General features: G+C 72.1%; 21 protein-coding genes, 3 tRNA genes and 1 pseudogene. 10 read left to right on the top strand and 15 right to left on the bottom strand.

Going from position 1 to position 25,625, the window contains the following annotated elements; all coding sequences use genetic code 11:
* Window positions 1-13: 13 nt before the first annotated feature.
* Window positions 14-883, bottom strand: a complete 870-nt coding sequence (locus tag ACIRA5_RS49035; protein WP_403703836.1) for an isocitrate lyase/phosphoenolpyruvate mutase family protein — start codon at window positions 881-883, stop codon at window positions 14-16.
* A 142-nt stretch (window positions 884-1,025) separates the two neighbouring features.
* The gene (locus ACIRA5_RS49030; RefSeq protein WP_403703833.1) at window positions 1,026-1,706 is read right to left on the bottom strand and encodes a GPP34 family phosphoprotein; all 681 of its coding nucleotides are present in this window, start codon (window positions 1,704-1,706) and stop codon (window positions 1,026-1,028) included.
* A 302-nt stretch (window positions 1,707-2,008) separates the two neighbouring features.
* Here ACIRA5_RS49030 and ACIRA5_RS49025 point away from each other — a divergent pair, with 302 nt between their 5' ends.
* From ACIRA5_RS49025 to ACIRA5_RS49015, 3 genes are all read left to right on the top strand, one after another.
* On the top strand, window positions 2,009-3,697 hold the full coding sequence (locus ACIRA5_RS49025) for an ABC-F family ATP-binding cassette domain-containing protein (RefSeq protein WP_403703830.1): 1,689 nt from the start codon (window positions 2,009-2,011) through the stop codon (window positions 3,695-3,697).
* A gap of 169 nt (window positions 3,698-3,866) precedes the next feature.
* On the top strand, window positions 3,867-4,643 hold the full coding sequence (ddaH, locus tag ACIRA5_RS49020) for a dimethylargininase (RefSeq protein WP_403703827.1): 777 nt from the start codon (window positions 3,867-3,869) through the stop codon (window positions 4,641-4,643).
* Window positions 4,644-4,862: 219 nt separating this feature from the next.
* Window positions 4,863-5,840: an acyl-ACP desaturase gene (locus tag ACIRA5_RS49015; RefSeq protein WP_403703824.1), complete on the top strand. Its 978-nt coding sequence runs from the start codon at window positions 4,863-4,865 to the stop codon at window positions 5,838-5,840.
* A 21-nt stretch (window positions 5,841-5,861) separates the two neighbouring features.
* On the opposite strand, the gene ACIRA5_RS49010 is transcribed toward ACIRA5_RS49015, so the two are convergent.
* From ACIRA5_RS49010 to ACIRA5_RS48980, 7 genes are all read right to left on the bottom strand, one after another.
* Entirely contained in the window at window positions 5,862-9,230 is a 3,369-nt protein-coding gene (locus ACIRA5_RS49010; RefSeq protein WP_403703821.1) for a hypothetical protein, read from the bottom strand.
* A 95-nt stretch (window positions 9,231-9,325) separates the two neighbouring features.
* Window positions 9,326-9,402 (bottom strand) — tRNA-Trp (locus ACIRA5_RS49005).
* On the bottom strand, window positions 9,391-10,614 hold the full coding sequence (locus ACIRA5_RS49000) for a ribonuclease inhibitor (RefSeq protein WP_403703818.1): 1,224 nt from the start codon (window positions 10,612-10,614) through the stop codon (window positions 9,391-9,393). Before ACIRA5_RS49000 ends, ACIRA5_RS49005 begins: the two co-directional genes overlap by 12 nt.
* Complete coding sequence (locus ACIRA5_RS48995) at window positions 10,608-11,945, bottom strand: SDR family NAD(P)-dependent oxidoreductase (RefSeq protein ID WP_403703815.1); 1,338 nt, start codon at window positions 11,943-11,945, stop codon at window positions 10,608-10,610. The genes ACIRA5_RS49000 and ACIRA5_RS48995 overlap by 7 nt, the downstream gene beginning before the upstream one ends.
* 28 nt (window positions 11,946-11,973) lie before the next feature.
* Window positions 11,974-12,045 (bottom strand) — tRNA-Gly (locus ACIRA5_RS48990).
* A 31-nt stretch (window positions 12,046-12,076) separates the two neighbouring features.
* Window positions 12,077-12,148 (bottom strand) — tRNA-Ala (locus ACIRA5_RS48985).
* Window positions 12,149-12,300: 152 nt separating this feature from the next.
* A complete protein-coding gene (locus ACIRA5_RS48980) occupies window positions 12,301-12,549 on the bottom strand; it encodes a WhiB family transcriptional regulator (RefSeq protein ID WP_177324188.1) in 249 nt (82 codons plus the stop codon).
* A gap of 234 nt (window positions 12,550-12,783) precedes the next feature.
* Between ACIRA5_RS48980 and ACIRA5_RS48975 the strand changes: the two genes are divergently transcribed.
* Both ACIRA5_RS48975 and ACIRA5_RS48970 read left to right on the top strand, forming a co-directional pair.
* Window positions 12,784-13,575, top strand: a complete 792-nt coding sequence (locus tag ACIRA5_RS48975) for a VOC family protein (RefSeq protein ID WP_403703812.1) — start codon at window positions 12,784-12,786, stop codon at window positions 13,573-13,575.
* Window positions 13,576-13,792: 217 nt separating this feature from the next.
* A complete protein-coding gene (locus tag ACIRA5_RS48970; RefSeq protein WP_403703809.1) occupies window positions 13,793-14,458 on the top strand; it encodes a TetR/AcrR family transcriptional regulator in 666 nt (221 codons plus the stop codon).
* A gap of 78 nt (window positions 14,459-14,536) precedes the next feature.
* On the opposite strand, the gene ACIRA5_RS48965 is transcribed toward ACIRA5_RS48970, so the two are convergent.
* Both ACIRA5_RS48965 and ligD read right to left on the bottom strand, forming a co-directional pair.
* The gene (locus ACIRA5_RS48965) at window positions 14,537-15,574 is read right to left on the bottom strand and encodes a LacI family DNA-binding transcriptional regulator (protein ID WP_382179681.1); all 1,038 of its coding nucleotides are present in this window, start codon (window positions 15,572-15,574) and stop codon (window positions 14,537-14,539) included.
* Window positions 15,575-15,692: 118 nt separating this feature from the next.
* The gene (gene ligD / locus ACIRA5_RS48960) at window positions 15,693-16,709 is read right to left on the bottom strand and encodes a non-homologous end-joining DNA ligase (RefSeq protein WP_403703805.1); all 1,017 of its coding nucleotides are present in this window, start codon (window positions 16,707-16,709) and stop codon (window positions 15,693-15,695) included.
* A 74-nt stretch (window positions 16,710-16,783) separates the two neighbouring features.
* On the opposite strand from ligD, the gene ACIRA5_RS48955 reads away from it, so the two are divergent.
* Together ACIRA5_RS48955 and ACIRA5_RS48950 are read left to right on the top strand one after the other, a co-directional pair.
* Window positions 16,784-17,854, top strand: coding sequence for an ATP-dependent DNA ligase (locus tag ACIRA5_RS48955; protein ID WP_403703802.1), 1,071 nt, complete (start codon window positions 16,784-16,786; stop codon window positions 17,852-17,854).
* Window positions 17,855-18,009: 155 nt separating this feature from the next.
* The gene (locus ACIRA5_RS48950; RefSeq protein WP_403703955.1) at window positions 18,010-19,011 is read left to right on the top strand and encodes a DUF3048 domain-containing protein; all 1,002 of its coding nucleotides are present in this window, start codon (window positions 18,010-18,012) and stop codon (window positions 19,009-19,011) included.
* Window positions 19,012-19,065: 54 nt separating this feature from the next.
* Here the strand turns inward: ACIRA5_RS48950 and ACIRA5_RS48945 are convergent, their stop codons facing one another.
* The 4 genes from ACIRA5_RS48945 to ACIRA5_RS48930 all read right to left on the bottom strand — a co-directional run bounded on the left by ACIRA5_RS48945 (window position 19,066) and on the right by ACIRA5_RS48930 (window position 23,759).
* Window positions 19,066-20,304: a VWA-like domain-containing protein gene (locus ACIRA5_RS48945; RefSeq protein ID WP_403703799.1), complete on the bottom strand. Its 1,239-nt coding sequence runs from the start codon at window positions 20,302-20,304 to the stop codon at window positions 19,066-19,068.
* Complete coding sequence (locus ACIRA5_RS48940; protein ID WP_403703796.1) at window positions 20,301-21,560, bottom strand: AAA family ATPase; 1,260 nt, start codon at window positions 21,558-21,560, stop codon at window positions 20,301-20,303. The genes ACIRA5_RS48945 and ACIRA5_RS48940 overlap by 4 nt, the downstream gene beginning before the upstream one ends.
* A 100-nt stretch (window positions 21,561-21,660) precedes the next feature.
* Window positions 21,661-23,166 carry a hypothetical protein gene (locus ACIRA5_RS48935; RefSeq protein ID WP_403703793.1) on the bottom strand — a complete coding sequence of 502 codons (1,506 nt, stop codon included), beginning with the start codon at window positions 23,164-23,166 and terminating at the stop codon, window positions 21,661-21,663.
* An 89-nt stretch (window positions 23,167-23,255) separates the two neighbouring features.
* Window positions 23,256-23,759 (bottom strand): MarR family winged helix-turn-helix transcriptional regulator, encoded by a 504-nt coding sequence (locus tag ACIRA5_RS48930; protein WP_403703790.1) that lies wholly within the window; start codon window positions 23,757-23,759, stop codon window positions 23,256-23,258.
* Between the two features lie 221 nt (window positions 23,760-23,980).
* Here ACIRA5_RS48930 and ACIRA5_RS48925 point away from each other — a divergent pair, with 221 nt between their 5' ends.
* The 3 genes and pseudogenes from ACIRA5_RS48925 to ACIRA5_RS48915 form a co-directional block, all read left to right on the top strand.
* The gene (locus ACIRA5_RS48925) at window positions 23,981-24,736 is read left to right on the top strand and encodes a CoA transferase subunit A (protein WP_403703787.1); all 756 of its coding nucleotides are present in this window, start codon (window positions 23,981-23,983) and stop codon (window positions 24,734-24,736) included.
* Window positions 24,736-25,395 carry a CoA transferase subunit B gene (locus tag ACIRA5_RS48920; protein WP_403703784.1) on the top strand — a complete coding sequence of 220 codons (660 nt, stop codon included), beginning with the start codon at window positions 24,736-24,738 and terminating at the stop codon, window positions 25,393-25,395. The genes ACIRA5_RS48925 and ACIRA5_RS48920 overlap by 1 nt, the downstream gene beginning before the upstream one ends.
* Window positions 25,392-25,625 (top strand): annotated as a pseudogene (locus ACIRA5_RS48915) (3-oxoadipyl-CoA thiolase); the annotation flags it as partial. The gene ACIRA5_RS48920 and the pseudogene ACIRA5_RS48915, both read left to right, overlap by 4 nt.

Raw genomic sequence — 25,625 nt, 5'->3', positions numbered from 1 at the left:
ACGCCCCCCGCCCTCAGCGAGCGCCGCCCAGCAGGGTGTTGAGCTCGGCGTAGTCGAGTCCACCGGTCAGCGAGTCGTAGGTCCCCGCGCCCAGCAGCTCCCGCGCGGCACGGCGGACCACGGCGTGCGCGGCCTCAGCGATGCTCGAGCCCGTGCTGATCCGGGCGACCCCGAGCGCGGCCAGCTCGGCGACGGACGGTGCGCCGGGACCGACCAGCACATTGAGCGGGCCCTCGACACCCGCCACGAGCGACTTGACCGTCCCCGGGTCGACGGCCCCGGGAACGAAGATCCCGTCGGCTCCGGCGGCGAGGAAGGCGGCGGCTCGCTCCAGGGTCTCCTCGACCCCTCCCGCTCTCCTCAGAACGGTGTCGATGCGCGCGTTGATGAACAGCGGGACACCCGCCGCATCGGCTGCGGCACGGGCCGCGGCGATACGCTCCGCCTGCTCGGCGACCGGACGCAGCGGACCACGGCCTCCGTCGCCGACACCCGCACCGTCGTCACCTTCGCCGTCGTACAGCGCGTCCTCGATGTTCACGCCCACGGCGCCGGCCGCGAGCACCGCGCGGATCGTGTCCCCGACGCCGGCAGCGTCCTTCGCATAGCCGCTCTCGATGTCCGCGCTCACCGGGACCCGGACCGCGGCAGCGATGCGAGCGACCGCGCCGAGGGCCCGGTCCCTGTCCAGCCTGTCCCCGTCGGCCGTTCCCAGGTCCCAGGCGAGCCCCGCGCTGGTCGTCGCCACGGCGGCGCTCCCCGCCTCCTCGACCAGGCGCGCACTCGTCGTGTCCCAGGCGTTCGGGAGGATGAGAGGGCGGCCGGGGATGTGCAGGGCGCGGAAGGCGAGGGCGGTTTCGTGGGTGGGGTTCTGGTTCGTCATGGGGACGATCCCATCACCGGAGGCAGGGCGGGGCTGGCAGGAATGCGACATGTACGTGGGGAGGGGGAGCATGGCCGGGTCCGGGTCGCCGGGGGTTGCTCGCGTGCCCCCCGCGCCCCTGCCCCGCCCCTTCCCGCGCGCCTCAGCCCCCCGTTGCCGCGCCCGACGTCGCCGCCGCCGTGGCCGCCACGACGATCGCGGTGCGCACCTCCTGGATGACCTTCTTCAGCGCCGGTGCCGCCGCTCCGCTGCGGTCGGTCAGCTCCTCGATGCGCTGCTTGTACAGCTTGCGGTCCTTGCCCGACGCCAGCGTGCGCAGTTCGGCCGCGGCGGCGAGGGCGACAAGGGCCGCGTCGCGGTCGGAGACCTCCTCGACGGCCACGGGCCCCTCCAACACGGTCCGTGCCTCCTCCCGCAGCGCCTCCACCGCGGACACCCGCTCCAGCTCGTACTCCACGGACGGGAAGAGCCCGAGCACCCGTTTCTTCTCGGCCCGCAGGTATCCCTCGGCGGCGAGCTGCGCGCGGACCGCGTCCAGGGTGACGCGCGCCCGCAGGGTCACCCACGCCTTCCACTTCCGGGGCCGGGACTCCTCCACCAGTTCCAGGAGTCCGTCGAGCACGAGGTCCCCCGTATGGGCGTCGGCGTCGACCGGTGTGGCGATGCCGTCCACGTCGGCGAGCAGTCCGCGCTGGGCGAGCTCCGTGAGGGCGCCGGCCCGCACCAGGTGGTGGAGGTGGGTCGCCCCCGTGACCTTGAGCCTCGTGGTGTCCCAGGCCAGCAGATAGAGCCGGGCGGGCAGCGACAGCGAGCCGTTGGGCACGGCGTCTCCTTCGGGGTCGAGGTCGGGGCCACGTTAATGCGTTGACAGCGTTCAGGGCCGTTCCTACGGTGTAGAGCGGTCCTGTTGTCGTCGATCGGAGAAGGACGTTGCTCGTCTGAGGTCTGAGACACCGCGTCACACAGTGGGCTTTCGGCGCCCCCGTGTGCGCAGCGTGCGACCTCGGCGTATGAGCCGTCCTCCGGATCACGGGGCCTTCTTTCCGCCCTCCTGACCGGATCGTCGTCACCTCGCGGTGTCCCGAACGCGTGCCCCTGACCGCACCCAGTAATCGCGAGGCCCTCATGTCTTCTTTCCCCATCTCCCTCAGCTGCACCTCCCTCTCCTTCACCTGGCCTGACGGAACCACCGTCTTCGACGACCTTCAGATCGCCTTCGGCCCCGGCAGGACCGGGCTCGTCGGCGTCAACGGATCAGGGAAATCCACCCTGTTGAAGCTGATCGCGGGCGAACTGGCCCCGGCCGACGGCACGATCCGCGTCACCGGCGAGGTCGGCTACCTGCCGCAGAACGTCACGCTCGACACCGCCCTGCGGGTCGACGAGGCGCTCGGCATCGCCGCCACGCGTGCCGCGCTGCACGCCATCGAGGCGGGCGACGCGGCCGAGGAGCACTTCGACGTCGTCGGCGACGACTGGGACGTCGAGGAGCGGGCGCTCGCCATGCTCGGCGAACTCGGACTCGGGCACGTCGAGCTGGACCGCACCATCGGCGAGGTCTCGGGCGGCGAGTCGGTCCTGCTGCGCCTGGCCGCGCTGCTGCTGCGTCGGCCGGACATCCTGCTGCTGGACGAGCCCACCAACAACCTCGACCTGTATGCGCGCAGGCGGCTGTACGCGGCCGTCGAGGCATGGTCCGGGGTCATGGTCGTGGTCAGCCACGACCGCGAACTGCTGGATCTGGTCGACCAGATCGCCGATCTGCACCGAGGAAGAGGTGCGGCGCGAAGCGCCTCGGTTGAGGGTGGCGGCGGGCGACGGGTGGGAGAGGTCACCTGGTACGGGGGCAACTTCTCCGCGTACGAGGAGGTCCTCGCCGGCGAGCAGGAGGCGGCGGAGCGCATGGTGCGCGTCGCCGAGGCCGATCTGAAGAAGCAGAAGCGCGAGCTGGTCGACGCGCAGGTCAAGCTCGCACGTCGCAAGCGCTACGGGCAGAAGATGTTCGAGCAGAAGCGCGAGCCGAAGATCGTCATGGGTGCGCGCAAACGGGCCGCCCAGGAGTCGGCGGGCAAGCACCGCATCATGCATGAGGAGAAGCTCACCGAGGCGAAGGCCCGGCTCGACGACGCGGTGGAGGCCGTACGGGACGACGACGAGATCCGTGTCGACCTGCCGTACACGGCCGTACCGCCGGGCCGCACCGTGCTCACGCTGGAGAACCTGGAGCTGCGGTACGGCGCGCGCGTGGACGGTGTGTTCGATCTGCGCGGGCCCGAGCGGATCGCGCTGATCGGGCGCAACGGCGCGGGCAAGACGACGCTGCTGCGGACGATCGCCGGGGAGCTGGAGGCCGTGTCCGGCCAGGCGCTGGCCCATGTGCCGCTCCGGTTCCTGCCCCAGCGGCTCGATGTGCTCGACGGGGAGCTGACCGTGGCCGAGAACGTGGCCCGCTTCGCGCCCGCCGCCACCAACAACCGGGTCCGGGCGCGGCTCGCCCGCTTCCTGTTCAAGGGGGCGAAGGCCGACCAGCGGGCGGCGACGCTCTCCGGCGGCGAACGCTTCCGGGCGGCGCTCGCGGCGCTGATGCTCGCCGAGCCCGCGCCGCAGCTCCTGATGCTCGACGAGCCGACCAACAACCTCGACCTGGCGAGCGTCCGCCAGCTCACCACGGCGCTCGAGTCCTACGAGGGCGCGCTGATCGTCGCCAGCCATGACCTGCCGTTCCTGGAGTCGATCGGAATCACACGCCGGCTGTTGCTGGAAGGAGGAGAACTGAAAGAAACCACGGCGGAAGCTGTCGGGTATCCGACATAGCGCCGGGCCCGGAGGCTGACTAACGTCGCCTCCGGGCACCGCCCCGCGTCACATTCGGACGCGGGTCCGCCCGCCGTCCGGTCCGGGGGTGCCGAGTCGGGGGCTGTTGTGCGCGCGAACGGCGCTGCATGATGTGCGCCGATGCACCCTGCCGATTCGGAGACCGCACGTGCCCAGCCAGAAAGCCCTCATCCGCAGGCCCAGTCCCCGTCTCGCCGAGGGACTGGTGACGCACATCGAGCGCGAGAAGGTGGACGTCGACCTGGCCGTCGAGCAGTGGGAGGCGTACGCCGAGGCGCTGCGCACGCACGGCTGGGAGACCGTCGAGGTCGATCCGGCCGACGACTGCCCCGACTCGGTGTTCGTCGAGGACGCCGTGGTCGTCTTCCGCAATGTCGCGCTGATCTCCCGCCCCGGCGCCGAGTCCCGCCGCGCCGAGACCGCCGGGGTCGAGGAGGCCGTGGCCCGGCTGGGCTGCTCGGTGAACTGGATCTGGGAACCGGGCACCCTGGACGGCGGCGACGTCCTGAAGGTCGGCGACACGGTGTACGTGGGCCGCGGCGGGCGCACCAACGCGGCCGGGGTCCAGCAGCTGCGGGCGGCCCTCGAACCGCTCGGGGCGCGGGTCGTGGCCGTACCCGTGAACAAGGTGCTGCATCTGAAGTCGGCGGTCACCGCGCTGCCCGACGGGACGGTCATCGGCCATGAGCCCCTGGTGGACACGCCGTCGCTGTTCCCGCGCTTCCTGCCGGTACCGGAGGAGTCCGGGGCGCACGTCGTGCTGCTCGGCGGCGGGAAGCTGCTGATGGCGGCGAGCGCCCCGAAGACGGCGGAGCTGCTCACGGGCCTCGGTCACGAGCCGGTTCTCGTGGACATCAGCGAGTTCGAGAAGCTCGAGGGGTGTGTGACATGCCTCTCGGTACGGCTTCGGGAGCTGTACGTCTGAGCACGCCCGCTCGCTACTCAGACCCCCACTGATCAGGCACTCTTTACAGCGAACTTAACCTACGGTTTCGTAACCTACGGATACGTAGCCTACGATGCCGTAGGTTTCGTCTCCCGCTCGGTGACCCGCCGAGCGACACGCTCGGCAACACCCTCGGTAACACACCCGGCAACACCCTCAGTAACTCGCTCGGTATTTTCACGTCCCCCTGGAGCACCCGTGACGATCACTTCTCCCCACCTTGGCAGCCCGTCCGCCGCCTGGACCGACGCTCGGCTGCTCTACGCGTTGGAAGAAGTCGTCGAGACCGAGCTCAACCGCCACCTCAAGGTGGCCAAGGACTGGATGCCGCACGAGTACGTGCCGTTCAGCGACGCCCGGAACTTCCCCGGCCTCTTCGAGGACGGCGAGGCCTGGGACAAGGGGCAGTCCAAGGTCACGGAGATCGGCCGGATCGCGCTGGTCGTCAACCTGCTGACCGAGGACAACCTGCCGAGCTACCACCACGAGATCGCCGCGCTCTTCGGCCGTGACGGCGCCTGGGGCACCTGGGTGCACCGCTGGACCGCCGAGGAGGGCCGACACGGCATCGTGATGCGCGACTACCTGCTCGCCTCGCGCGCCGTCGACCCCGACAAGCTCGAGGCGTTCCGTATGGCGCACATGAACGAGGGCTTCGAGTCGGACAACGGCCACTCGATGCTGCACACGGTCGCGTACGTCGCCTTCCAGGAGCTCGCGACCCGCGTCTCGCACCGCAACACCGGTCACCAGTCGGGCGACCCGGTCTGCGACCGCATGCTGGCGCGCATCGCGACCGACGAGAACCTACACATGGTCTTCTACCGGAACCTTCTCAAGGCCGCGTTCGAGCTGGCCCCCGACCTGGCCATGCAGTCCGTCCGCGACGTCATCGTCAACTTCCGGATGCCCGGTCACGGCATGCCCGGCTTCGAGCGCGCCGCCGCGCAGATGGCCATCGGCGAGGTCTACAACATGCGCATCCACCACGACGACGTGCTGCAGCCGGTGCTGCGCCACCTGAAGGTCCTGGAGATGGACGGCCTCGGCCCCGAGGGCCTGCAGGCCCAGGAGGAGCTCGGCTTCTTCATGGGCGGCCTGGACGCGGAGGCCTCGAAGTTCGACGAGAAGCTCGCGGCCCGCAAGGCGCGGATGGCCGCGCGCGCCGCCGGCTGACCCTCTCCGGTCGAAGCCGCGTCACTCGTACGCCGTCACCTGGTCAAGCGCCGCGTCCCGCACGTCGGCCACCGGGTGGCGGCGCAGTGCTCTCAGCCGCTCCCGCCAGGGCGCGGCCCAGCCCGTGCGGGCGCCGATCGCCCCGGTGACGGCCGCCGCGAGGAGCCCCTCGCCGTGCCCGCCGTGCGCGCCCAGCCGCCGCACCACCTCCAGCAGGACGTCGGGATCCCCCTCGTGTGCCCGCCGTCGCAGTCGCTCCCCGAGCTCCTGGGCCGTCCGTGCGGCCAGCGCCGGGCGTCCCTCGGTGAGCGCGGCCAGGCGCTCGAGATCCCCCGGTTCCCCGTCCAGGTCCAGGTGGAACGCCGTGATCGCGGCCGCCTGCGGTACGAAGGCGTCGTACCCGGCGAGCAGCTCGCCGGCGGCGAGGGCCGCCGGCCTGATGGGTCGCGGGGACGTTCTGGCACGCTGGGCGAGGCGCACGACGAGGTGGTCGACGCGCCGCCTGGCCGGTCGGTCGCGACGCTCGCCGGCATCGGCGCGGCCGATCCCCTCCGTCGCGGCGGCCGTCTCCGCCTCCGCCAACGTCCGCAGCGCCTGCTGAAGGCCCCGGCCACCGCGTGGTGAGCCCGCCGCCGCGGTCACCAGACCATCGGCCGCCGCCTGCCAGCTGATGCGCCCCGTCAGATCGGTGACGGCGTCGGCGAGGACCGTCGGCGACTCGGGGGACCAGGGCGCCCAGCGGGCCAGGGCGTCGAAGGCGAGGGTGGCGGTCTCGGGGTCTTCGGTGGACGACACCTCGCGAACCAGCCCGGCGTACCGCTCGCGTTGGGGCTCGGGCAGGTCCAGCGGGGTGACGCGCAGGATCGCGGTGCGCAGGACCGGCTCGGCGCCCGCGGCGTCGCGCAGCATGCCCCAGACCGGTTCCTCGGCGAGCAGACCGCCCGCGAAGGCCACGATGGCGGCGCGGACGTCGGCATGGGTGCCCGGCGCCGCGTACGCCTCGGTCAGCAGCGCCGCAGCCCGTGGCATCGGGAGCCGTACGGCGGCGAGCCGGGCGGCCTCCTTGCGGCTGGTCACCTTGGCGCGCGGCGCGAAGAGCACCGCGCGCAGCTGCGCGGCCAGGAGCGAGGGTGCCACGTACCGGGACGCCTGCGTGGCCGCGTAGACCGCGACCCGGGCCCGCTCGCCATCCGCGTGCGCCAGCAGCTCGGGCAGCGCGTCAGCGGGCCGGTCCGTACGGGCGAGTGCGGCGAGCGCCGCCTCGGCGAGCAGCACGTCCGGGGACCCGGTCCAACGGCGTACGAGATCGGTGCCGCTGCCGGGGACGAGGGCGCCCTGCGCGAGGGCGGCGGACCGATCGAAGAGCGGCAGCGCGGCGTCCTCGGTCCGGTCCGCCAACTGTCGTGCCACCGCGCGCTGTTGGCGTGGCACCCAGCGCCGTACGTCACGGTCCACCGGTACGGTCCAGGGGGTGCCCTTGGTCAGAAAGCGGCCGTACGGAGGGGTCTCGGCGAGCAGCGGGTCGAGCAGGTCGGTGCGGTGCCGGGTGACGATCCCCAGGACCGGCCACAGCGCGCCCGCGGACGGTTCGAACGCGAGGATGCGGGCCACCCGTTCGTCGCGGGTCCCGGGCGGCTCGAGCCACAGTTCGACCGCGTGGCGCATGGTCGCGTCATTGCCGTACCGGATGGCCTGCCAGAGGAGTTCCTGAAGTTCGGGCATGCCGGCGGCGCGCCGCCCGACCGCGCGGGCGAGCGTGAAGGCGAGGCTGTAGTCGGCCTTTTCGGCACCCGCCTCGATCCAGGGGCGCAGGGCCTCGTACACCTGGTGCTCCTGGCCGCGCCGCAGCGTCGTGTCGAGACGGCCGAGGTCGGCGCCACCGGTGTTGCCGGAGATCCGGACCAGGGTGCGCAGAGCCCAGTTCACCAGCTCACGCTGTCCGCCCGCCGCGTGCTCGCGCAGTACGGACAGGGCGAGGTCGCTGAGGTTCTCCCGGGTGGCGGGCGAGGAGTCGCGGGCCTCGACGGCGTCCGCGGTGATGCGGTCGAGGTACGGCTCGGCGTCCTCGGTGAACAGCGCGGGCCGCACCCTGGACAGTGCGTCGAGCGCGGCCGAGCGCACCGGGTCGTGTTCGTTGCGCAGCCGGCCCATCTCCTCCAGGACGGAGGTGATGGCCGTGTGATCGCCGGAGCGGGCGGCGTTGCGGATGAGCAACGGCCAGGCTTCGGCGCGGTCTTCGGCGGCCGGGCGGCGGGTGGCCTGGACCAGCCGTTCGCGTGCTTCCTCGACGGGCAGGAAGGACTCGGCGAGCAGCAGGGAGTTCCAGGAGGCGCCGTGCTCGCGTGCGGCGGCCGCCATGCGTCGGGCCTCTTCGGCGACACTGCTGCGTGGCAGCACCGCGAGGGTCATCGCGTCGATGGTGGAGTGTCCGGCTCCTCGGCCTTCCTGTGCGGCCTGGTAGAAGGCGTGGCGCCGCGCCGGCGGCAGTGCCTTCACGAGCGGCGCGAGATCACCCCAGTCGGCCAGGACCCTGCTGAATGCCAGGAGTTCGGGCGCGTCGGAACGGGCCAGCCTGCGCAGCACGGTGGGCCTCAGGGACCTATAGCGGCGCGCGGCGAATCCGGTGGGGGTGAGCAGCAGTCGCAGCAGCCGGCTCGGGTCGGCCGCCGCGAACCGCGGGAAGTGGTCGTGCAGCGGGAGGGGCAGGGTGGCGGGCCCGAAGCGTACGAGAAGGTCGAGCACGCGCAGGGGCTGCGTCGCGACCGTGGCGGCCACACCTGGGACGTACCGGCCCCACCAGGTGTCCCGCAGGGCCTCGGGGAGCGCCGCCAGCTCGCCTTCGGCGACATCGAGAAGGGTGCCGGGATGCCGCCTGGCGAGGGTCTTCCAGCCGGTGACGGCGTGGAAGAGTCCGGGCAGCAGCCGGGCGACCGTCTCCGGCGCGCAGCCCGGCAGCAGACGGGCCGCCTCGGCGTCGCCCCAGTCCCGCCGCAGCCCCGGCAGCAGGTGGTCGGCCAGTGCCGTGCGCCGTCCCGCGACGATCGCGCGCACCAGCTCCCTGCGGATCGCCTCCGGGGCGTCGTCGAGCGCCGACTCGTAGGCGGAGTCGGGCACTCGGAGGCTGTCCGCGACCCGGAGGGCGTGTCCGCGCACGAAGGCGTCCGGGTCGGCGATGCGGTCCGCGATCCACTCGGCGTCGCGGCCGACGGCGGCCGCGACGACGGCGATCCCCCGTTCGTAGGGTCCGCGGGATTCGAGTTCTTCCAGCAAGGGCCGCAGCGGGGCCTGCTCCTTCACCCGCAGGGCGAGTTCACGCATGCGCTGGGGGAAGGGCAGCGGGTCGAGGGCGTTGAGCAGACTGTCGGCGTGCCGCTGCGGGGTGCGATCCATGCGGGGATTGTGCCTGCTGAAGCGCGCGTGGCGTACTGGTTTCCCGGTGTGCTCCGGCGGGCCGGGGTCATCGTCGGGAAACCTGAGGGGCAGGGGGCGGGGCGGCTGGATTCGAACCAGCGTGTTCCGGTTTTGGAGACCAGGTGCGCCTGCCTCTGCGCTACGGCCCCGCCCTTGAGTCCGAGCGTAGCGGCGCCGTGCGGTGGACGCTGCGTACAGCGGCGACGTCGGCCGGGACCGACGGCATCGGGATGTGCGCGCTGAGCGCGTCCAGGCGCCGCTTCACACTGGTCGCGATGGACCGCCCCAGCACGAACCGGGTCGCGGTCGCGGCGCGCGGGGCGGTGTCGAGGAGACGGTGGGCCTCGCGGCTGCGCATGCCGGTGTGCGCGAGGACGAGGTGGGTGAGGCGGTGTTCGGCGCTCGCGAGGGTGTGCGCGATGTCGGTGGCCGCCGTGAGGTCGACGCGGTTGTCGGCGGCGCCGAGCACCGCGGCCGCCCGCACCCGCCCGAGGTCGAGCAGGGTGACTCCCGCCTCGGTCGCCGCCGCCACCAGCCGGGCGGCGGCGTTCGGCCCGATGCCGTTGCTGGCGACGGAGAGCCGGGTGAGCCGTCCGTGCGGTGCCCGCGCGAGCGCGCCGGCGAGACGCAGCGCGCCCGCGTCTCCCAACCCTGCCGCGGATACGTAGAGTTCGTCGACCGCGCCCTCGGCGATAAGCGCGGACAGCGGCACCGCGCCCGCCGCGCCGAGCGGATTGCCGCCCACGAACAGCCGCTCGACGCGGCGGCCGTTCTCAGCCGCGGCGAGGAGGGCATCGGCGAGGACGACGGCGCCCGTCGCGTCGAGCCCGGTCTGCACGAGGTCCAGCGTGCGCAACGACCGTGCGGCCTCGACGAGTTCGGCCGCGGCCCGCCCTCCCCCGCTGCCCAGCGGGTTGCGTTTGAGCCAGACGCCCGTGACGACCCGCGGCGAGGCGCGCAGGTGGTCGGCGATGCGGCAGGCGCCGCCGGCGGTGATCCCGTTGCAGCCGAGGTACAGCGTCTCGACCTCGGCGCGCGCGGCGACCGCGGCGGCTCCCTCGTCGCCGAGCCCGTCGGTGCCGAGCAGCAAGTGCCGTACGGGAGACGGCCCCTCCGAGACGCCGGACATCTCGGCGAGGGCCTCGGCGACCAGCGCAGCGCCCCGCGCTCCGAGTCCCTGCTTGCACAGGTCGAGGCGCCCGTCGGGCAGCGCCGTACCGGCCGTGAAGTCCAGCCGCTCGCCGGCCGGACGGCCGTCGCGCAACCAGTCGAGCAGCGGGGCGAGTTCGGTCAAAGGGCGCGGTACGACCGCCGGTACGCCCGCGAACCGCGGGTCCGGCTGCCGCTGCGGCTCGGTCACCATTCCGCCTCCCGGTAGTCCTTGAGGAACACCCCGGACACGGGTGCGCCCGCCTCGCCCCGCACGATCGGGTCGTACACCCGGGCCGCTCCGTCCACGATGTCGAGGGGGGTGCGGAACCCCGCGCCCGCCATCCGCTCCTTCTTGGGAGCGGGGTTCTCGTCGGTGATCCAGCCGGTGTCGACGGCGCACATGTGTACGCCCTGTTCGGCGAGTTCGGCGGCGCTGGTGCGCGTGAGCATGTTGAGGGCGGCCTTGGCCATGTTGGTGTGCGGATGGCCGGCCATCTTGTTGCGTACGGCGAAGCGGCCCTCGACGGCGGTCACGTTGACGACGTATCGCCGCGGGTGGGGCGAGGCGAGCAGCAGGGGCAGCAGCCGGTCGCAGAGCAGCGCCGGGGCGAGCGCGTTGACCAACTGGGTCTCCAGGACCTCGGCCGGGTCGAGTGCGCCCAGCCGGGCCGACCAGGAGTTCTCCGGGGAGGGGTCGGGCAGCAGCCCTGCCTCGTCGGCCTCCCGCAGCGCCGCGGGGAGCGCCGCAGGACCACCACCGGCCAGCGCCCGCATCGGGGTGAACCCCGGCGCCTCTCGGGCCCCTTCGGGCAGTCCGGCGCGCTCCCCGGCGGCCAGCAGCGCGTAGGAGTCGGCGGGCCGCCGTACCGTCTGCGCGGCGTTGTTGACCAGGATGTCGAGAGGCTCGCCCTCCTGCCTCAACTGCTCGCAGATCCCCAGCACCTGGCGCGGATCACGGAGATCCACCGCCAGCACCGTCAGCCGGTCCAGCCACTTCGCGCTGCCCGGTTCGGCGCGGAAGCGACGCATGGTGTCGTGCGGAAAGCGGCTGGTGACCAGGAGTTCGGCGCCGTCGCGCAGCATCATCAGGGCCAGCTGGAAGCCGATCTTGACCCGGCCTCCGGTGAGCAGCGCGCGACGGCCGCTCAGGTCGGTGGTGAGCGCACGCCGTGCGGTGTTGTCGGCGGCGCAGTCCGGGCACAGCCGGTGGTAGAAGGCATCGACCTGTCGATAGGGCGTCTTGCAGACATAGCAGGAGCGGGGCTTCACGAAGACGCCGCCGCCCCCGGGGCGGGCGAGCGGTGCGTCCTCCCGCCGGTCGAGCGCTCCCGTCGCGGTCGCGGCCATCACGGCCGCGTCGGCGGCGGAGAGTTCGGCGCCGCGCACCTTGCGCCTGCGCACCCGCCCGTCTCTCGCGAAGGACGCGGCGACCTGTTCGGCGCGCAGCCTCACCGGGTCGTCGACGGGCAGTGCCCGCAGCTTGCCGACCGTACGGTGGAACGCCGCCAGTTCGTCCTGTGTGATCGCGCCGCCGTCACCCATGTGTCCCCGCCCCGCGTGTGCGCCGCCGTGGTCCTGACCGGATTCGAACCGGCGTATCCGCCTTGGACGGGCGGTGAGTCTGCCTCTGCTCCACAGGACCCAGCTGTCCCGGTCCACCCGGCTGGACGCAGCCCGGACGACCGGATTCGAACCGGCGTATCCGCCTTGCCAAGGCGGCGAGTCTGCCTCTGCTCTACGCCCGGGTGCGCCACGGCGATCCTAGCCACCGCCACCGGATCGCCCCACCGAATTACGGCAGGGCCCGGACCGGGGCAAGGCGCCGCCCGGACGCGGCTGTTCACGGCGTCCGGCGCGGGGCCCGGCGTCGTCGGGGGCCGTTTCGGCTTCGTAGGGGTCAGTTCTGGTCCGCGCGCCGGAGGCTCAGCCGTTCCTTCTCGGACAGGCCGCCCCAGACGCCGAAGCGTTCGTCGTTGTTCAGCGCGTACTCGAGGCAGGCGGAGCGCATCTCGCACATCCCGCAGATGCGCTTTGCCTCACGCACCGAGCTGCCCGGCTCGGGAAAGAAGAAATCGGCCCCGGTCTGCGCACACAACGCCTGCTCCTGCCAGGCGGAGTCGGCCGGGGTCATGGTGTCGGTGTGCATGACGAGAATCGTGCCGCGCCGCGAAAAACGTTCGATCAACGCGGGATCAACGCCACGTACCGAGGTACCAGGCGGCTCGCCGCACAGGATGAAAACAAAACAACCATAACCGATCACCCAGGGTAGTCACCATGGTCTCTCCTGCCCGCGGTGGGAGTCCTGGCAGCGATTGTCAGTGGGCGGTGCCAGACTCGGCAGTACAGGCAACGGGACCCCTCAAAAGGAGGGCACAACATGCTCACCACCCGTTTTGTCACCGGCGCTCCGAACTGGCTCGATGTCGGCACCCCCGACATCGAAGGCGCCTCATCCTTCTATGGCGGCCTCTTCGGCTGGCAGTTCCAGTCGGCAGGCCCCGACGCCGGCGGCTACGGTTTCTTCCAGCTCGCCGGAAAGACCGCCGCGGGCGGTATGCAGACCACCGAGGAGCAGGGCCAGCCCTGCTGGACGGTGTACTTCCAGAGCCCCGACGCGCAGGCCACGGCCAAGGCGGCCGAGCAGGCCGGCGGCAGCGTGCTCTTCCAGCCCATGGACGTCATGGGCCAGGGCCACATGGCGATTCTCGCGGACGAGGCGGGTGTGTCCTTCGGCATCTGGCAGCCGGGCCTGAACAAGGGCATCGACGTGGCGGGTGACCCGGGTTCGCTGTGCTGGGTCGAGCTCTACACCCCGGACGAGCCGGCGGCCGCCGCGTTCTACAACTCCGTGTTCGGCTGGGAGACCTCGGCCACTCCGTTCCCCGGCGGCACGTACACCTGTATCAACCCCGCCGGGGCGCAGGAGACGGACATGTTCGGCGGCGTCGTCCCGCTGGCCGACGACCCGACCGAGGCGCAGTCGGGCGCGTACTGGCTGCCGTACTTCGAGGTCACCGACACGGACGCCTCCGTCAGCAAGGCCCAGGAGCTGGGCGGCACGGTCCGTATGCCCGCCACGGACCTGGAGGGCGTCGGCCGCATGGCGAAGCTCGCCGACCCGTACGGGGCGCGCTTCGCGGTCATCAAGAGCGCGACGCGGGAGAGCTGAGCGTACGAGCGAGGCCGGTGAGACTCCTGCACGTGGGTCCCACCGGCCCCCTCTTCACTCCTGCCCTGGTCTGCCTTCGGCCCCGCCCTGGTCTGCTGCCCTCTGCCCGGAAAGCTGCTGTACTCCGCCCGAAAAGTGGGGATCACTCCCCATTTCTCAGTTCGACGCTACCATCAGTTCCGGGGAGTGCTCCCCGGAACTTCCGAGAGGCGACACGATGAAGGTCGACGTGAACGGGCCCGATCCGGTGCGGCGGCGCGACGCGCGGCGCAACCGCGAGCTGCTGGTCGAGGCGGCTCGCGAGGTGTTCGCCGCGCAGGGCCTGGACGCGCCGCTCGATGTGATCGCGCGCCGGGCCGGTGTCGGAAACGCCACGCTCTACCGGCACTTCCCCAGCCGCGCCGCGCTGGTCGACGCGGTCTTCAGCGACTCGCTCACGCAGACCATGGACGCCGGAGACCGGGCCCGGACCGCCGAGGACGCCTGGGCGGGTCTGCTGGGATACGTCGAAGAGGTCTTCGAGGGCCTCGCCACCGACCGCGGCGCCAACGATCTGATGACCACCCATCTGGAGGGCGTCCACTCCCTCGACTCCGTGCACGCCCACAACCGGGAGACGGTGGAGGTGCTCCTGCGCCGCGGCCGCGAACAGGGCACGGTCCGCGACGATCTCACCACCGAGGACCTCCTCGTGGCGCTTGCCGTACTCGGCCGCGCCGTCCCGGCCCTCACGAGCACCGCCCCGGACGCCTGGCGCCGCCCCCTTGCCCTCCTCCTCGACGGACTGCGCGCCTCCCCCGCCGCCGCCCCACTGCCCGAGCCGTCGCTCACCCCGCCCCAACTGGGCACGTTCCTCGGCAACTTGGGCCCGCACCGGGACTGAAGTAAGCGAAGGGATGCGAACCGCAGCGGGCGGGCGCACCACAGGAACGCAGCGGGCGGGCGCACCACGGGAACGGTCCTACGCGGAAACCCGTCGCACCAACGTCGTCGGCAGCACCACGCCGGCCGGGCCACCGTCCGCCCCCTGCTTGCCCGCCCGGCGATCGAGGTCCCGCAGCAGCAGTCGGGCCATCAACCGGCCCATTTCCTCTATGTCCTGACGGACCGTCGTGAGGGGTGGGTCCGTCTGTTCGGCGACCGGCAGCATGTCGTCGAACCCGATCACGGCGACGTCGTCCGGCACCCGCCGCCCCCGCTCACGCAGCACCCGCAGGGCTCCCGAGGCCGTCAGGTCGTTCGCCGCGAACACCGCGTCGACGTCCGGGCAGCGCTCCAGCAGCTCCCGCATCGCACGCTCGCCGCCCGCGGGCGTGAAGTCGCCCTCGACGACGAGCCGCGGATCGGCGTCGCCCATGACGTCCCGGAAGCCGTCGAGCCGGTCGACGGCGGAGGTCTGGTCGAGCGCGCCGGTGATGTGCGCGACGCGGGTGCGGCCGAGTCCGACGAGATGGCGTACCGCCTCGCGAGCGCCGCCCCGGTTGTCGCTGTCGACGTAGACGGCCCGCCGCGCGCCGTCGCCCCAGCCGGGTCGCCCGCCGAACACGGTCGGCACGCCCGCGCCGTGGATCAGCTCCGGCAGCGGGTCGTCGAGGTGGAGCGAGAAGACGAGCGCGCCGTCGACATGACCGCCGGCGAGATACCGGCCGACGCGCGCGTGGTCGTCGCGGCCCTCGGTGAGCAGCAGGACGAGCTGCGAGTCGTGTGCGGTCAGCTCCTTGCTGATGCCACGGAGCTGGAGGGCGAAGAAGGGGTCGGCGAAGACCCTGGTCTCCGGTTCGGCGATGACGACGGCGACGGCGTCGTGGCGCCGGGTGACCAGGCTGCGGGCGGCCTGGTTGGGGACGTAACCGAGCTCCTCGACGGCCCGTCTGACGCGCTCGACGAGCGGTTCGCGCACGCCGTCGCCGCCGTTGACGACGCGTGAGGCGGTGGCCCGTGAGACCCCGGCTCGCGCGGCCACGGCCTCCAGCGTGGGGCGCGACGCTGTCTCGGTCACCTCAGGGCTCCTCCTCGGCGGTTGCCAAGAAGGATAGCCCCGGGCAGCCCGCGTTGAGAGCGCTCCCCGACCGACGTCCACCCCGTCGCTGGGGGACTGCCGGCGTGATCCGAAAGCCCTAGCCGTCCTCGCGCTTGGCCCGGCTCGGTTGTACCCGTTTGGGCTCGCCCGGCATCTTCGGGTACTCGGGGGGATACGGCAGGTCCCCGAGGCCGTGGTCGTGTTCGTCGCGGCTGGCCAGCTCCAGGAGCGCTTCGAGGGAGAAGGCGTGGTCGTCCATGTCGGCGTGCACGTCGCCGAGTTCGGCGAAGCGCTTGGGCATGGTCGCCAGGTCGAAGTCCCGGGGACGCGCTTCGGCCACCTCGTCCCAGCGCAGGGGCGCGGAGACGGGGGCGTGCGGGCGGGGCCGTACCGAATAGGCGGAGGCGATCGTGCGGTCCCGCGCGGTCTGGTTGTAGTCGACGAAGATCTTCTCGCCGCGTTCCTCCTTCCACCAGGCGGTGGTCACCTGGTCGGGCATCCGGCGTTCGAGTTCGCGCCCGGCGGCGATCGCGGCCCGGCGGACCTGGGTGAAGGTCCAGCGCGGCGCGATCGGGACGAAGACGTGCAGCCCTCGGCCACCGGAGGTCTTGGGCCAGCCGCGCAGATCGCCGTACTCGTGCAGGACCTCGCGCAGCTCATGGGCGGCGCGCACGGCGTCCTCGTAGTCCGTGCCGGGCTGTGGGTCGAGGTCGATGCGGAGCTCGTCGGGGTGGTCGACGTCGTCGCGGCGCACCGGCCACGGGTGGAAGGTGAGGGTGCCGTACTGCGCGGCCCACACCACGGCCGCGACCTCGGTGGGGCACATCTCGTCGGCGGTGCGCCCGCTGGGGAAGGTGATGTGCGCGGTCGGGATCCAGTCGGGCATGTTCTTGGGCGCCCGCTTCTGGAAGAAGTTCTCGCCCGTGACGCCCTCCGGGTACCGCTCCAGGGTGGTGGGGCGGTTGCGCAGGGCGCGCAGGATGCCCTCGCCGACGGACAGGTAGTACTGGGCGAGGTCCAGCTTCGTGAAGCCGCGCTCCGGAAAGAAGATCCTGCCCGGGCTGGACAGACGTACGGTCCTCCCGGCTGCGTCGAGTTCCACCGCATCGGCCATGCGAGCCACGGTAGGCCCAGCCCGCACGGCTCGCACACCGGGCGAAAGGCATCGTGTCGCCGCAGAATCGAAGCATGGATCTGCCGGTGATGCCGCCTGTGAAGCCGATGCTCGCCAAGTCCGTGGCGAAGATCCCGCCGGACATGCAGTACGAGGCGAAGTGGGACGGGTTCCGCGCGATCGTGTTCCGTGACGGCGACGAGGTCGAGCTCGGCAGTCGTACCGGCAAGACGCTGACCAGGTACTTCCCCGAGCTGGTGGCGGCGTTGCGGGAGCGGCTGCCGCAGCGCTGTGTGATGGACGGCGAGATCGTGATCGCCAGGGAGGGACGGCTCGACTTCGACGCGCTCACCGAGCGTATCCATCCCGCGGACTCCCGGGTGCGGATGCTGGCGGAGAAGACTCCCGCCTCCTTCGTGGCCTTCGATCTGCTGGCACTGGCCGACGAGTCCCTGCTCGACGTAGCCCTCGGCGACCGGCGGGCCCTGCTGACGATGGCGCTGTCGGGGGTGACGGCCCCGGTTCACGTGGCACCGGCGACCACGGACCGCGAGGTGGCGCAGCGGTGGTTCGAGCAGTACGAGGGCGCGGGCCTCGACGGGGTCATCGCCAAGCCGCTCAACCTGCGCTACCGGCAGGACGAGCGGGCCATGTTCAAGATCAAGCACGAGCGCACCGCGGACGTCGTCGTCGCGGGGTACCGCCTCCACAAGAGCGGGCCCGTCGTCGGTTCCCTGCTGCTCGGTCTGTACGACGACGAGGGCACCCTCCAGCACGTGGGGGTGAGCGCCGCCTTCCCGATGAAACAGCGGGCACAGCTGGTGGAGGAGCTGGAGCCGCTGCGCATGGAGGATGTCGAGCGGCATCCCTGGGCGGCCTGGTCGCAGGAGTCGGCGCACGAGTCCGCGCGGCTGCCGGGCGCGCCCAGCCGGTGGTCGACGAAGAAGGACTTCTCCTGGGTGCCGCTGCGGCCCGAGCGCGTGGCGGAGGTGGCGTACGACCACATGGAGAACGGCGTGCGGTTTCGTCACACGGCCCGTTTCCGCCGCTGGCGCCCGGACCGGACCGCGGAGAGCTGCACGTACAGCCAGTTGGACGAGCCCGTCGGATACGACCTCGCGGAGATCCTCGGCCCGCAGAACTGACGCTGTCACCCGCACAACCGACCCGCGGCCCGATCGGTCCAACAAGTGGGCTGATCGGTCCAACTCGACGCGCGCGAACAGAAGTGAGCGGGTATGGCCACCGATGAACCTATGAGCGCACCATCGATAGCACGGGACAGGGTGGCACGTTGAGCATGCGACAGATGGCGCGGACGCGGTGCGGCGCGATGACGGCGGCGCTGCTGACCGTCGTCGCGGCGGGCTCTCTGATGACGGGCTGCTCCTCGGGCAGCAGCGCCACCGACGACGGACGCGCCGCGGCACCGAGCCACAGCCAAGGGCAGGAGACGGGGCCGACCCAGAGCCCTTCCAGTACCGCCGGCGCCGGTCCCGTGCTCGCCGTGAAGATCGACAATGTGAGCGCGGCGCGCCCTCAGACGGGTCTCGACGCGGCGGATGTCGTCTACGCGGAGCAGGTCGAGGGCGGTCTGAGCCGGCTGATGGCCATCTACGCGAGCAAGTTGCCCCAGGCTGTCGGGCCGGTGCGCAGTGCGCGCGAGTCGGACCTGGAGCTGCTGCGCCAGTTCGACATGCCGACGCTCGCCTTCTCGGGTGCCCAGCACAAGCTGCTGCCGGTCATCGCCAAGGCACCCGTGCATGCGGTGTCGGCCGATCAGGGCTCCAGCGCGTATTACCGCAGTGCCTCCAAGGTCGCCCCTCACAACCTCTTTCTGCACCCGAAGCAGCTCATGCGCTCCGCGCCGGGGGCCGCCGCCCTCACCACCGGGTTCCACTTCGGTGCCGCCCCGGCGGGCGGCAGCCCGGAGACCTCGCGCACGGTGCGCTTCCCCTCGGCCCGCTTCACCTTCGCCTGGTCGGCGAGCAAGCACCGCTGGCTGGTGTCGATGGACGGGACACCGACGGTGACTTCGGACGGGAAGCGGGTGGCGCCCGCGACCGTGGTCGTGCAGTACGTGAAGGTGCGCAACTCCAAGTACCACGACGTCCTCGGCAACAACACGCCGTACACGGAGACGGTGGGCTCGGGGACGGCGAAGGTACTGCGCGACGGCAAGGTCTTCGACGTCGACTGGAAGCGCCCGACCGCCGGCGACGGCACGGACTTCACGACCACCGACGGCGCGCCGATGAACTTCGCGAAGGGGCAGGTGTGGGTGGTCCTCGCCAAGGCATGACGAGGAAGCCATGACGACTGAGCCGTGACGACGAAGCCGTGACCGCGGCGGCGGCTACCCGATGACTACCACCCGTGCCCACGCGGGCGGTGTGTCCGGTGCGTAGTCGGGATCGTCCTCGTCCCCCGACCCGGCTGCCGGCTGCCGGGGGAACAGACCCACCACCGTCCGGCACGGTGGCCGGTCCGGCCACGGCGTCTGCCCGTCCGTCAGGACCACGACGACGTCCGGCCGGGGCTGCGCCCTGAGCGCCTTGGCGAAGCCCGTGCGCAGGTCCGTACCCCCGCCGCCCACCAGCGGTATTCCCTCGGCACGGCACAGCGGGTGCGCGATCGGGGCCGCCGCGTCGCAGGGCACCACGGTGACCAGGTCGCGGCGGCCGCCCACGGCGCGGGAGATGGCGGTGACCTCGAGGAGCGCGCTGCCCAGTTCGGCGTCACTGACCGACCCGGAGGTGTCGATGACCACGCAGACCCGTGGCGGCCTGCGTCGCAGGCTCGGCAGCACGGCGCCGGGCACCCCGGCCGAGCGCCGCGACGGCCGGCCGTACGTGTAGTCCTCTCCCACGCCGGAGCTGGAGGCCGCCGAGCGGACCGCCGCGCCCAGCAGCTCGCGCCAGGGCTGCGGCGGGTGGAACGCTTCGTCCGCCCACCGCCGCCACCCGTTCGGGGTGTCTCCCGGGCGGGCGGTGATGCCCTGCGCCACCCGGAACCGCACCGCGTCCCGTTCCTGCGGGCTGAGGCCGTGCGCGCCGTCCGGGCCGAGGTCCCACTCCCGTTCGAGTCCGTCGGCGCCGCTTCCGCAGTCCAGCCAGGCCAGGCTCTGGGTGAGCGCCCCGAGGCGGAACTGGCGCAGGTAGTCCTCCATGAGCTGTCCCTCGGGCAGCTTCAAGAACCCTGGCGTGACGACGCCTTCGGGCCGGAGCAGTCCGTCGCCGAACGCGTCGTCGTTGATCTCGCAGTCCGCGGCGATGTTCATCCGCAGCCGTTCCCCCGGGCCGGTCAGTCCGCGCTCCCGCGCGACCCTGTCCCCGCGCCCGTGGTGGTCGCGCAGGAGGTGCGACACCTCGTGCACCCACACCCCGGCCAGTTCCTCCACCGGGGTCCGGTCCACGAACGCCGGCGAGGCGTAACAGCGCCAGTGCCGGTCGACGGCCATCGTCGGCACGCGCCGCGACTCCACGGTGTGCAGGGCGAACAGCGCCGTGGCCAGGTAGGGCCGGACCCGGGCGGCGTGCAGCCGGGCGGCGAAGAGCTTGTCGAGGTCCAGTGTCCCCGGTGCGGGCGCGGTCATCGTCCGGCCTTCGCGGCGGCGGTCCGGACCGCCGCCCGGTCGGCCCGCCGGGACAGGGACACCGCGCCGGCAAGCCGCTCGATCGCTGCCGGAACGTCCCAGTCCTCCTGGCGCAGCGAGGCGAGTGTGGTCGCCGGGACGACCACCAGGTCCGGGGCTCCGGTCTCCAGCGCCCGCACCAGGAGCGCCCATGCCGCGTCCCAACGGGACTTCTCCGGACGCCCGCGGACCGCGGCCACCACACCGTCGAGCACGGCTTGGCGGAGGTCCCCCCGCTCGGGCAGGTCGGCGCCCGCCGGGTCGGCGAGCAGCGTCTCGGGGTCCGGGAGGTCCATCCGGTCGAGGCTTGCCAGCAGTTCCAGCCCAGGACCGTCCCCCACCGTGCCCCTGACCAGCAGGGAAAGCACTTCTCGGGAGGAGCCGGCCGCGGTGGCGAAGGCGACGAGACCCAGGGTCATCTCCCAGCTTCGGGGCGACGGCCAGGGACCGCCCCGGCGTGTTTCGTTGCTCGGCAGCCGGTGCACGAGTGCGGGGCGGGCGGAGAGGAGCCCGCACACCGCGCGCCGGGCGAAGTCCACGGCCTGTGGCAACCGCTCCGGGTCGAGCCGGGGCAGTGTCGCCCGTGGCCATGTCCCCCCGAGGCCGCGCACCACGACCTCGTGGTCGTGGGTCCACTGAAGATGCACGAACCGGTTGGCCAGCGGCGGGCTCAGCTCCCAGCCGTCGGCGGCCGAGGACCGCGGATTGGCGGCAGCCACGATCCGGACCTCGGGCGGCAGTTGAAGGGCGCCGATCCGCCGCTCCAGGACGAGGCGGAGCAGGGCGGCCTGGACGGCCGGTGGCGCGGTGGACAGCTCGTCCAGGAACAGCAGCCCGCGGCCCGCCCGTACCAGTCGCACCGCCCAGTCCGGCGGGGCCATCGGGACACCCTGCTGCGCGGGGTCGTCGCCGACGATGGGCAGTCCCGAGAAGTCGGACGGCTCGTGCACGCTGGCGATCACGGTGGTCAGCGGAAGGTCCAGGGCCGCGGCGAGCTGGGTCAGGGCCGCGGTCTTGCCGATCCCCGGCTCACCCCACAGGAGCACGGGCAGGTCGGCGGCCACGGCCAGCGTCAGTGCCTCCAGCTGGATGTCGGGGCGCGGTTCGGTGCCGGCGTCACGCAGCAGCGCCAGCAACGCGCCGGCTACGTCGATCTGAGAGGCGGGGGCCGGGTCGGCAGGAGTGCCGGTCGCAACGAACGGTGTACATGTGGGCATATCTCATCACCTTTAAGGTCGTTGAGGAACGAGTGGGTGGGTGCGCTCGGCGGGTGCGCTGGGTGGCCAGGTGGGCGCAGGGGGGGCGGACGTCCCCGGGTCAGCGAGCGGTCGTGTGGCGCGGGTGCGCTCGGTGCCCACGGGGGCGGTCGGGGCCAGGGAGCAGGCGGCCGGATCCGGGGCCGGGGCCGGTCATGCCCGCTCTGAACAGGCCGTACGTGATCCGCCGTAGCGCGGCCGCCTCGAGTTCGTCCCGCAGTGGGCCGCTGCGCAGCACCGCGTCCGGACCCAGCAGGCCCTCGACGACGTCCAGCGCACCGGCGGTGTCACCATGGATCAGGCGTTCGCGGACACCGGTGAGGCAGTCCGGACGACGGTGCGCCTCGTCGATGGCCCGCAGGCAGGGAAGCGGCGTACCGGTCAGCGCGACCAGCAGTTCCTCCCGGCGGATCTCGGCCGGATCATGGTCCAGCGGTGCCAGCACCCCGTCGACCAGGCCGATACGGTGCTGGGCTCCCCGGCAGTCCACGAGGCGTGGCTGCCCGGCCCTGCCCGGTGTCCGGGAGGGACCGGCCGGGGCATACTCCCGCGCCCGGGAGGAAGCGGTCGGCGCGTGATCGGGTACCAGTGCCGAGGCGACCAGCGGATGCAGCCGATCGACCTCGATCGAACCGGTGCGGATCAGTTCCAGGTCGGGCAGCAGCCAGGTGGCCGCGTCGGGCAGGACGGGCAGCGCCGAGACGCTGCCGTCCGTGGGCGCCGCCGCGATCCGCACACCCGGCGGCCCGACGCCGTCCCTGTCCGCGGCCACGTCCAGGACCAGCCGGTCCCGGGCCCCGAGCCGCACGGCGACGGTACCGGCCGTCCGCCCCTGGGACTCGGCCTGAGACTGGGCCTGGGCCTGGGCCTGGAGCACAATCCCCGCCTCGGCCGCCCAGCGATCCACGGCACACCCGCGCCCCCGCAGCCCGATTCCCCGCGGATCCGGGTTCTCGGGGCGGACGTCGTCGGGCGCCAGGTCGGCCCCGGACCGCACGCGCAGCTCATCGGTCCTGCGCGCGTCCCACAGATGGCGGTGCAGGTCGAGGCGGAAGCGGCGGCTGGGACGGGGGTGCGGATGCCGGCGGACACCGGCCTCGAAGGGGGATCGGTCGTGAGATCCGTCGCGGGCTCCGGCCTGCGGTGCGGCCCACACGGCGAGGCTGATCCGCTGACCGCCGTCCGCCCAGGCCGGTGGAGTCCGCACGACGAGGTGCACCGGGCCTACGCCGTCACGCCCTTGGGCGTCGTACCGAGCCAGGGCGATGGTCAGACCCGGGCGCAGCAGTCCGTGCGGAGCGATCCTCGGCATGTGCCAGCGCAGCAGGTCGGGAGCCAGATGGCGGAGATCGGCCCGGACCCCAGCGGCGAGGTCGTGGCCGTAAGTGCGCGCCACGGAACGCAGGTTGAGATCGACATCGATGCCTGCGGCGGCGCACGCCCCCGCCCAGTCCCCGGCACGGCGGCGGGCGGTCGCAGTCTCGATCATGGCGGGCGGCACGGCGAACTCTCGCACGGGCAACCAGAAGGAAAGGCGGGAATCCCCATGCGCGGTCTGAGTGAGCATCAGCACTCACCTTGCGCGGACGGGACCCCCATTCTGCCGACAGAGTGAGTCATCATCGCGGGGAGCCTAGCGCTCCTGACCGTGATCTGTCAGATGTTTTCGCCCGGCGTCGCCTGGCGAAGGACCCCCTGGCGTTGCGTGGTGAGGGGTTCCGTCGGGTTGCGCAGCCCCTCCGCGGCGTCCGAGACACGCTGGATGAGGTCGAAGAAGACGGTCTGCTCCTCGGCGGAGAGCGGGGTCAGGAAGACCTGGTTCATACGCGCCGTGCGCACGGTCAGCTTGCGGTGCGTACGCGTCCCCTCGTCGGTGAGGCGCAGCAGGAAGCGGCGGCCGTCCTGCGGATCGCGCACCTTGTCGAGCAGGCCCCGGCGACTGAGTCGGCTGATGACCTCGGCGATGGTCGACCGGTCCAGGCCCACTCGCTCCCCCACCGTGCGTTGATCCAGTCCCGGCTCCGCGACCAGCGCGTTCAGGACCGCGAACTGCGGAGAGGTGATCTCCTCGGAGACCATCGTGTTCCACAGCAGATAGTGGGCCTGCTGGAGTCGCCGGGCGAGGTGCCCGGGGTGGGTGGTGAGGTCCACCGCGGCCATGTGCGCTCCCCCTGGGTGAGTCCGTCATTTCGTTGGTGCACTGAACGATACCGCGCATCACCGGGCTGCGTACCAGCGCGCTGACGGCCACACACCCGCCGATCTCATGGAAGTCTTGACGGCACGGGCCGCTGGTGGCAGCGTGAGTGAAACCTCGCAGAAATAATCAGTGCCCTGAGTAATTGAGGGTCTGGACGCTGGGAAGAGATGGGGCTTCACGGATGGACAAGGTGGTCGCCACAGCCCTGGAGGCGGTGGCCGATGTGCCGGACGGCGCGACCCTGGCGGTCGGCGGTTTCGGGCTGAGCGGTGTGCCGAACGTGCTGATCGAGGCGCTGTACGAGCGCGGAGTCGGCGGTCTGGGCGTGGTGTCCAACAACTGCGGGGCGATGGAGTCCGGGCTCGCGGTGCTGCTGTCCGCCGGGCGGATCGCGCGGGTGACCGGCTCCTACATCGGGGCGAACAAGGAGTTCGCGCGGCAGTATCTGGCGGGTGAGCTGGAGGTGGAGATGATCCCGCAGGGCACGCTCGCGGAGCGGTTGCGTGCGGGTGGTGCGGGGATCCCCGCCTTCTTCACCCCGGCCGGGGTCGGCACCCAGGTCGCGGACGGCGGCCTGCCCTGGCGCTACGACGGCTCCGGCGGGGTGGCGCTGGCGTCGCCGCCGAAGGAGGTGCGCGAGTTCGACGGCACCGAGTACGTGCTGGAGCGCGGCATCCGCACCGACTTCGCGCTGGTCCGGGCCGCGAAGGGCGACCGGCACGGCAACCTCGTCTTCAGCAGGTCCACCCGGAACTTCAACCCTCTCGCGGCGATGGCGGGCAGGGTGACGATCGCCGAGGTGGAGGAGCTGGTCGAGCCCGGCGGGATCGACCCGGACGCGGTGCATCTGCCGGGGATCTTCGTACAGCGGGTCGTCGCGCTGACTGCGGAGCAGGCCGCCGCGAAGATGATCGAGAAGCGGACGGTGAGCGGCTGATGGCGTGGACACGCGAGGAGATGGCGGCCCGTGCGGCACGCGAACTCCAGGACGGGCAGTACGTCAATCTCGGCATCGGGCTGCCGACGCTGATCCCCAACTACCTCCCGGCCGGCGTCGAGGTGATCCTGGAGTCGGAGAACGGCATCCTCGGTACCGGCCCCTACCCCACCGAGGACCAGGTCGACCCCGACCTCATCAACGCAGGCAAGGAGACCGTGACGGTCCTGCCGGGCGCCTCCTTCTTCGACTCGGCGCTGTCGTTCTCGATGATCCGGGGCGGCCACATCGACGTGGCCGTGCTCGGCGCGATGCAGGTGTCCGCGGGCGGTGACCTGGCGAACTGGGCCATCCCGGGGAAGATGATCACCGGGATCGGCGGCGCGATGGACCTCGTCCACGGCGCCCGCACCGTCATCGTCGTCATGACCCACACCGCCAAGGACGGCACCGCGAAGATCCTTCAGGAGTGCGCGCTGCCGCTCACCGGCAAGGCGTGCGTCAACCGGATCATCACCGACCTCGGCGTCCTCGACGTCACCGACGACGGGCTGGTGCTCATCGAGACCGCGCCCGGCGTCACGGTCGAAGAGATCGTGGCCAAGACCGCCGCGAAGATCCGTGTCGCAGCCGAACCCAGCGAGGAGACCCAACCGTGAAGGACGTCTACATCGTCGATGCGGTCCGCACCCCCATCGGCAAGTACAACGGAGGCCTCGCGTCGGTCCGCCCGGACGACCTCGCCGCCCACGCCATCCGGGAACTCCTGGCCCGCACCCCGGACCTGGACCCCGCCCGGATCGAGGACGTCTACCTCGGCAACGCCAACGGCGCCGGTGAGGAGAACCGCAACGTCGCCCGCATGGCCGCCCTGCTCGCCGGCCTGCCC

Origin of the sequence: Streptomyces sp. NPDC096311, assembly GCF_044763085.1 — a bacterium.
Lineage (GTDB): Bacteria > Actinomycetota > Actinomycetes > Streptomycetales > Streptomycetaceae > Streptomyces.
The sequence above is the reverse complement of the archived record's forward strand: the minus strand, read 5'-3'. Positions and strand labels throughout refer to the sequence as shown.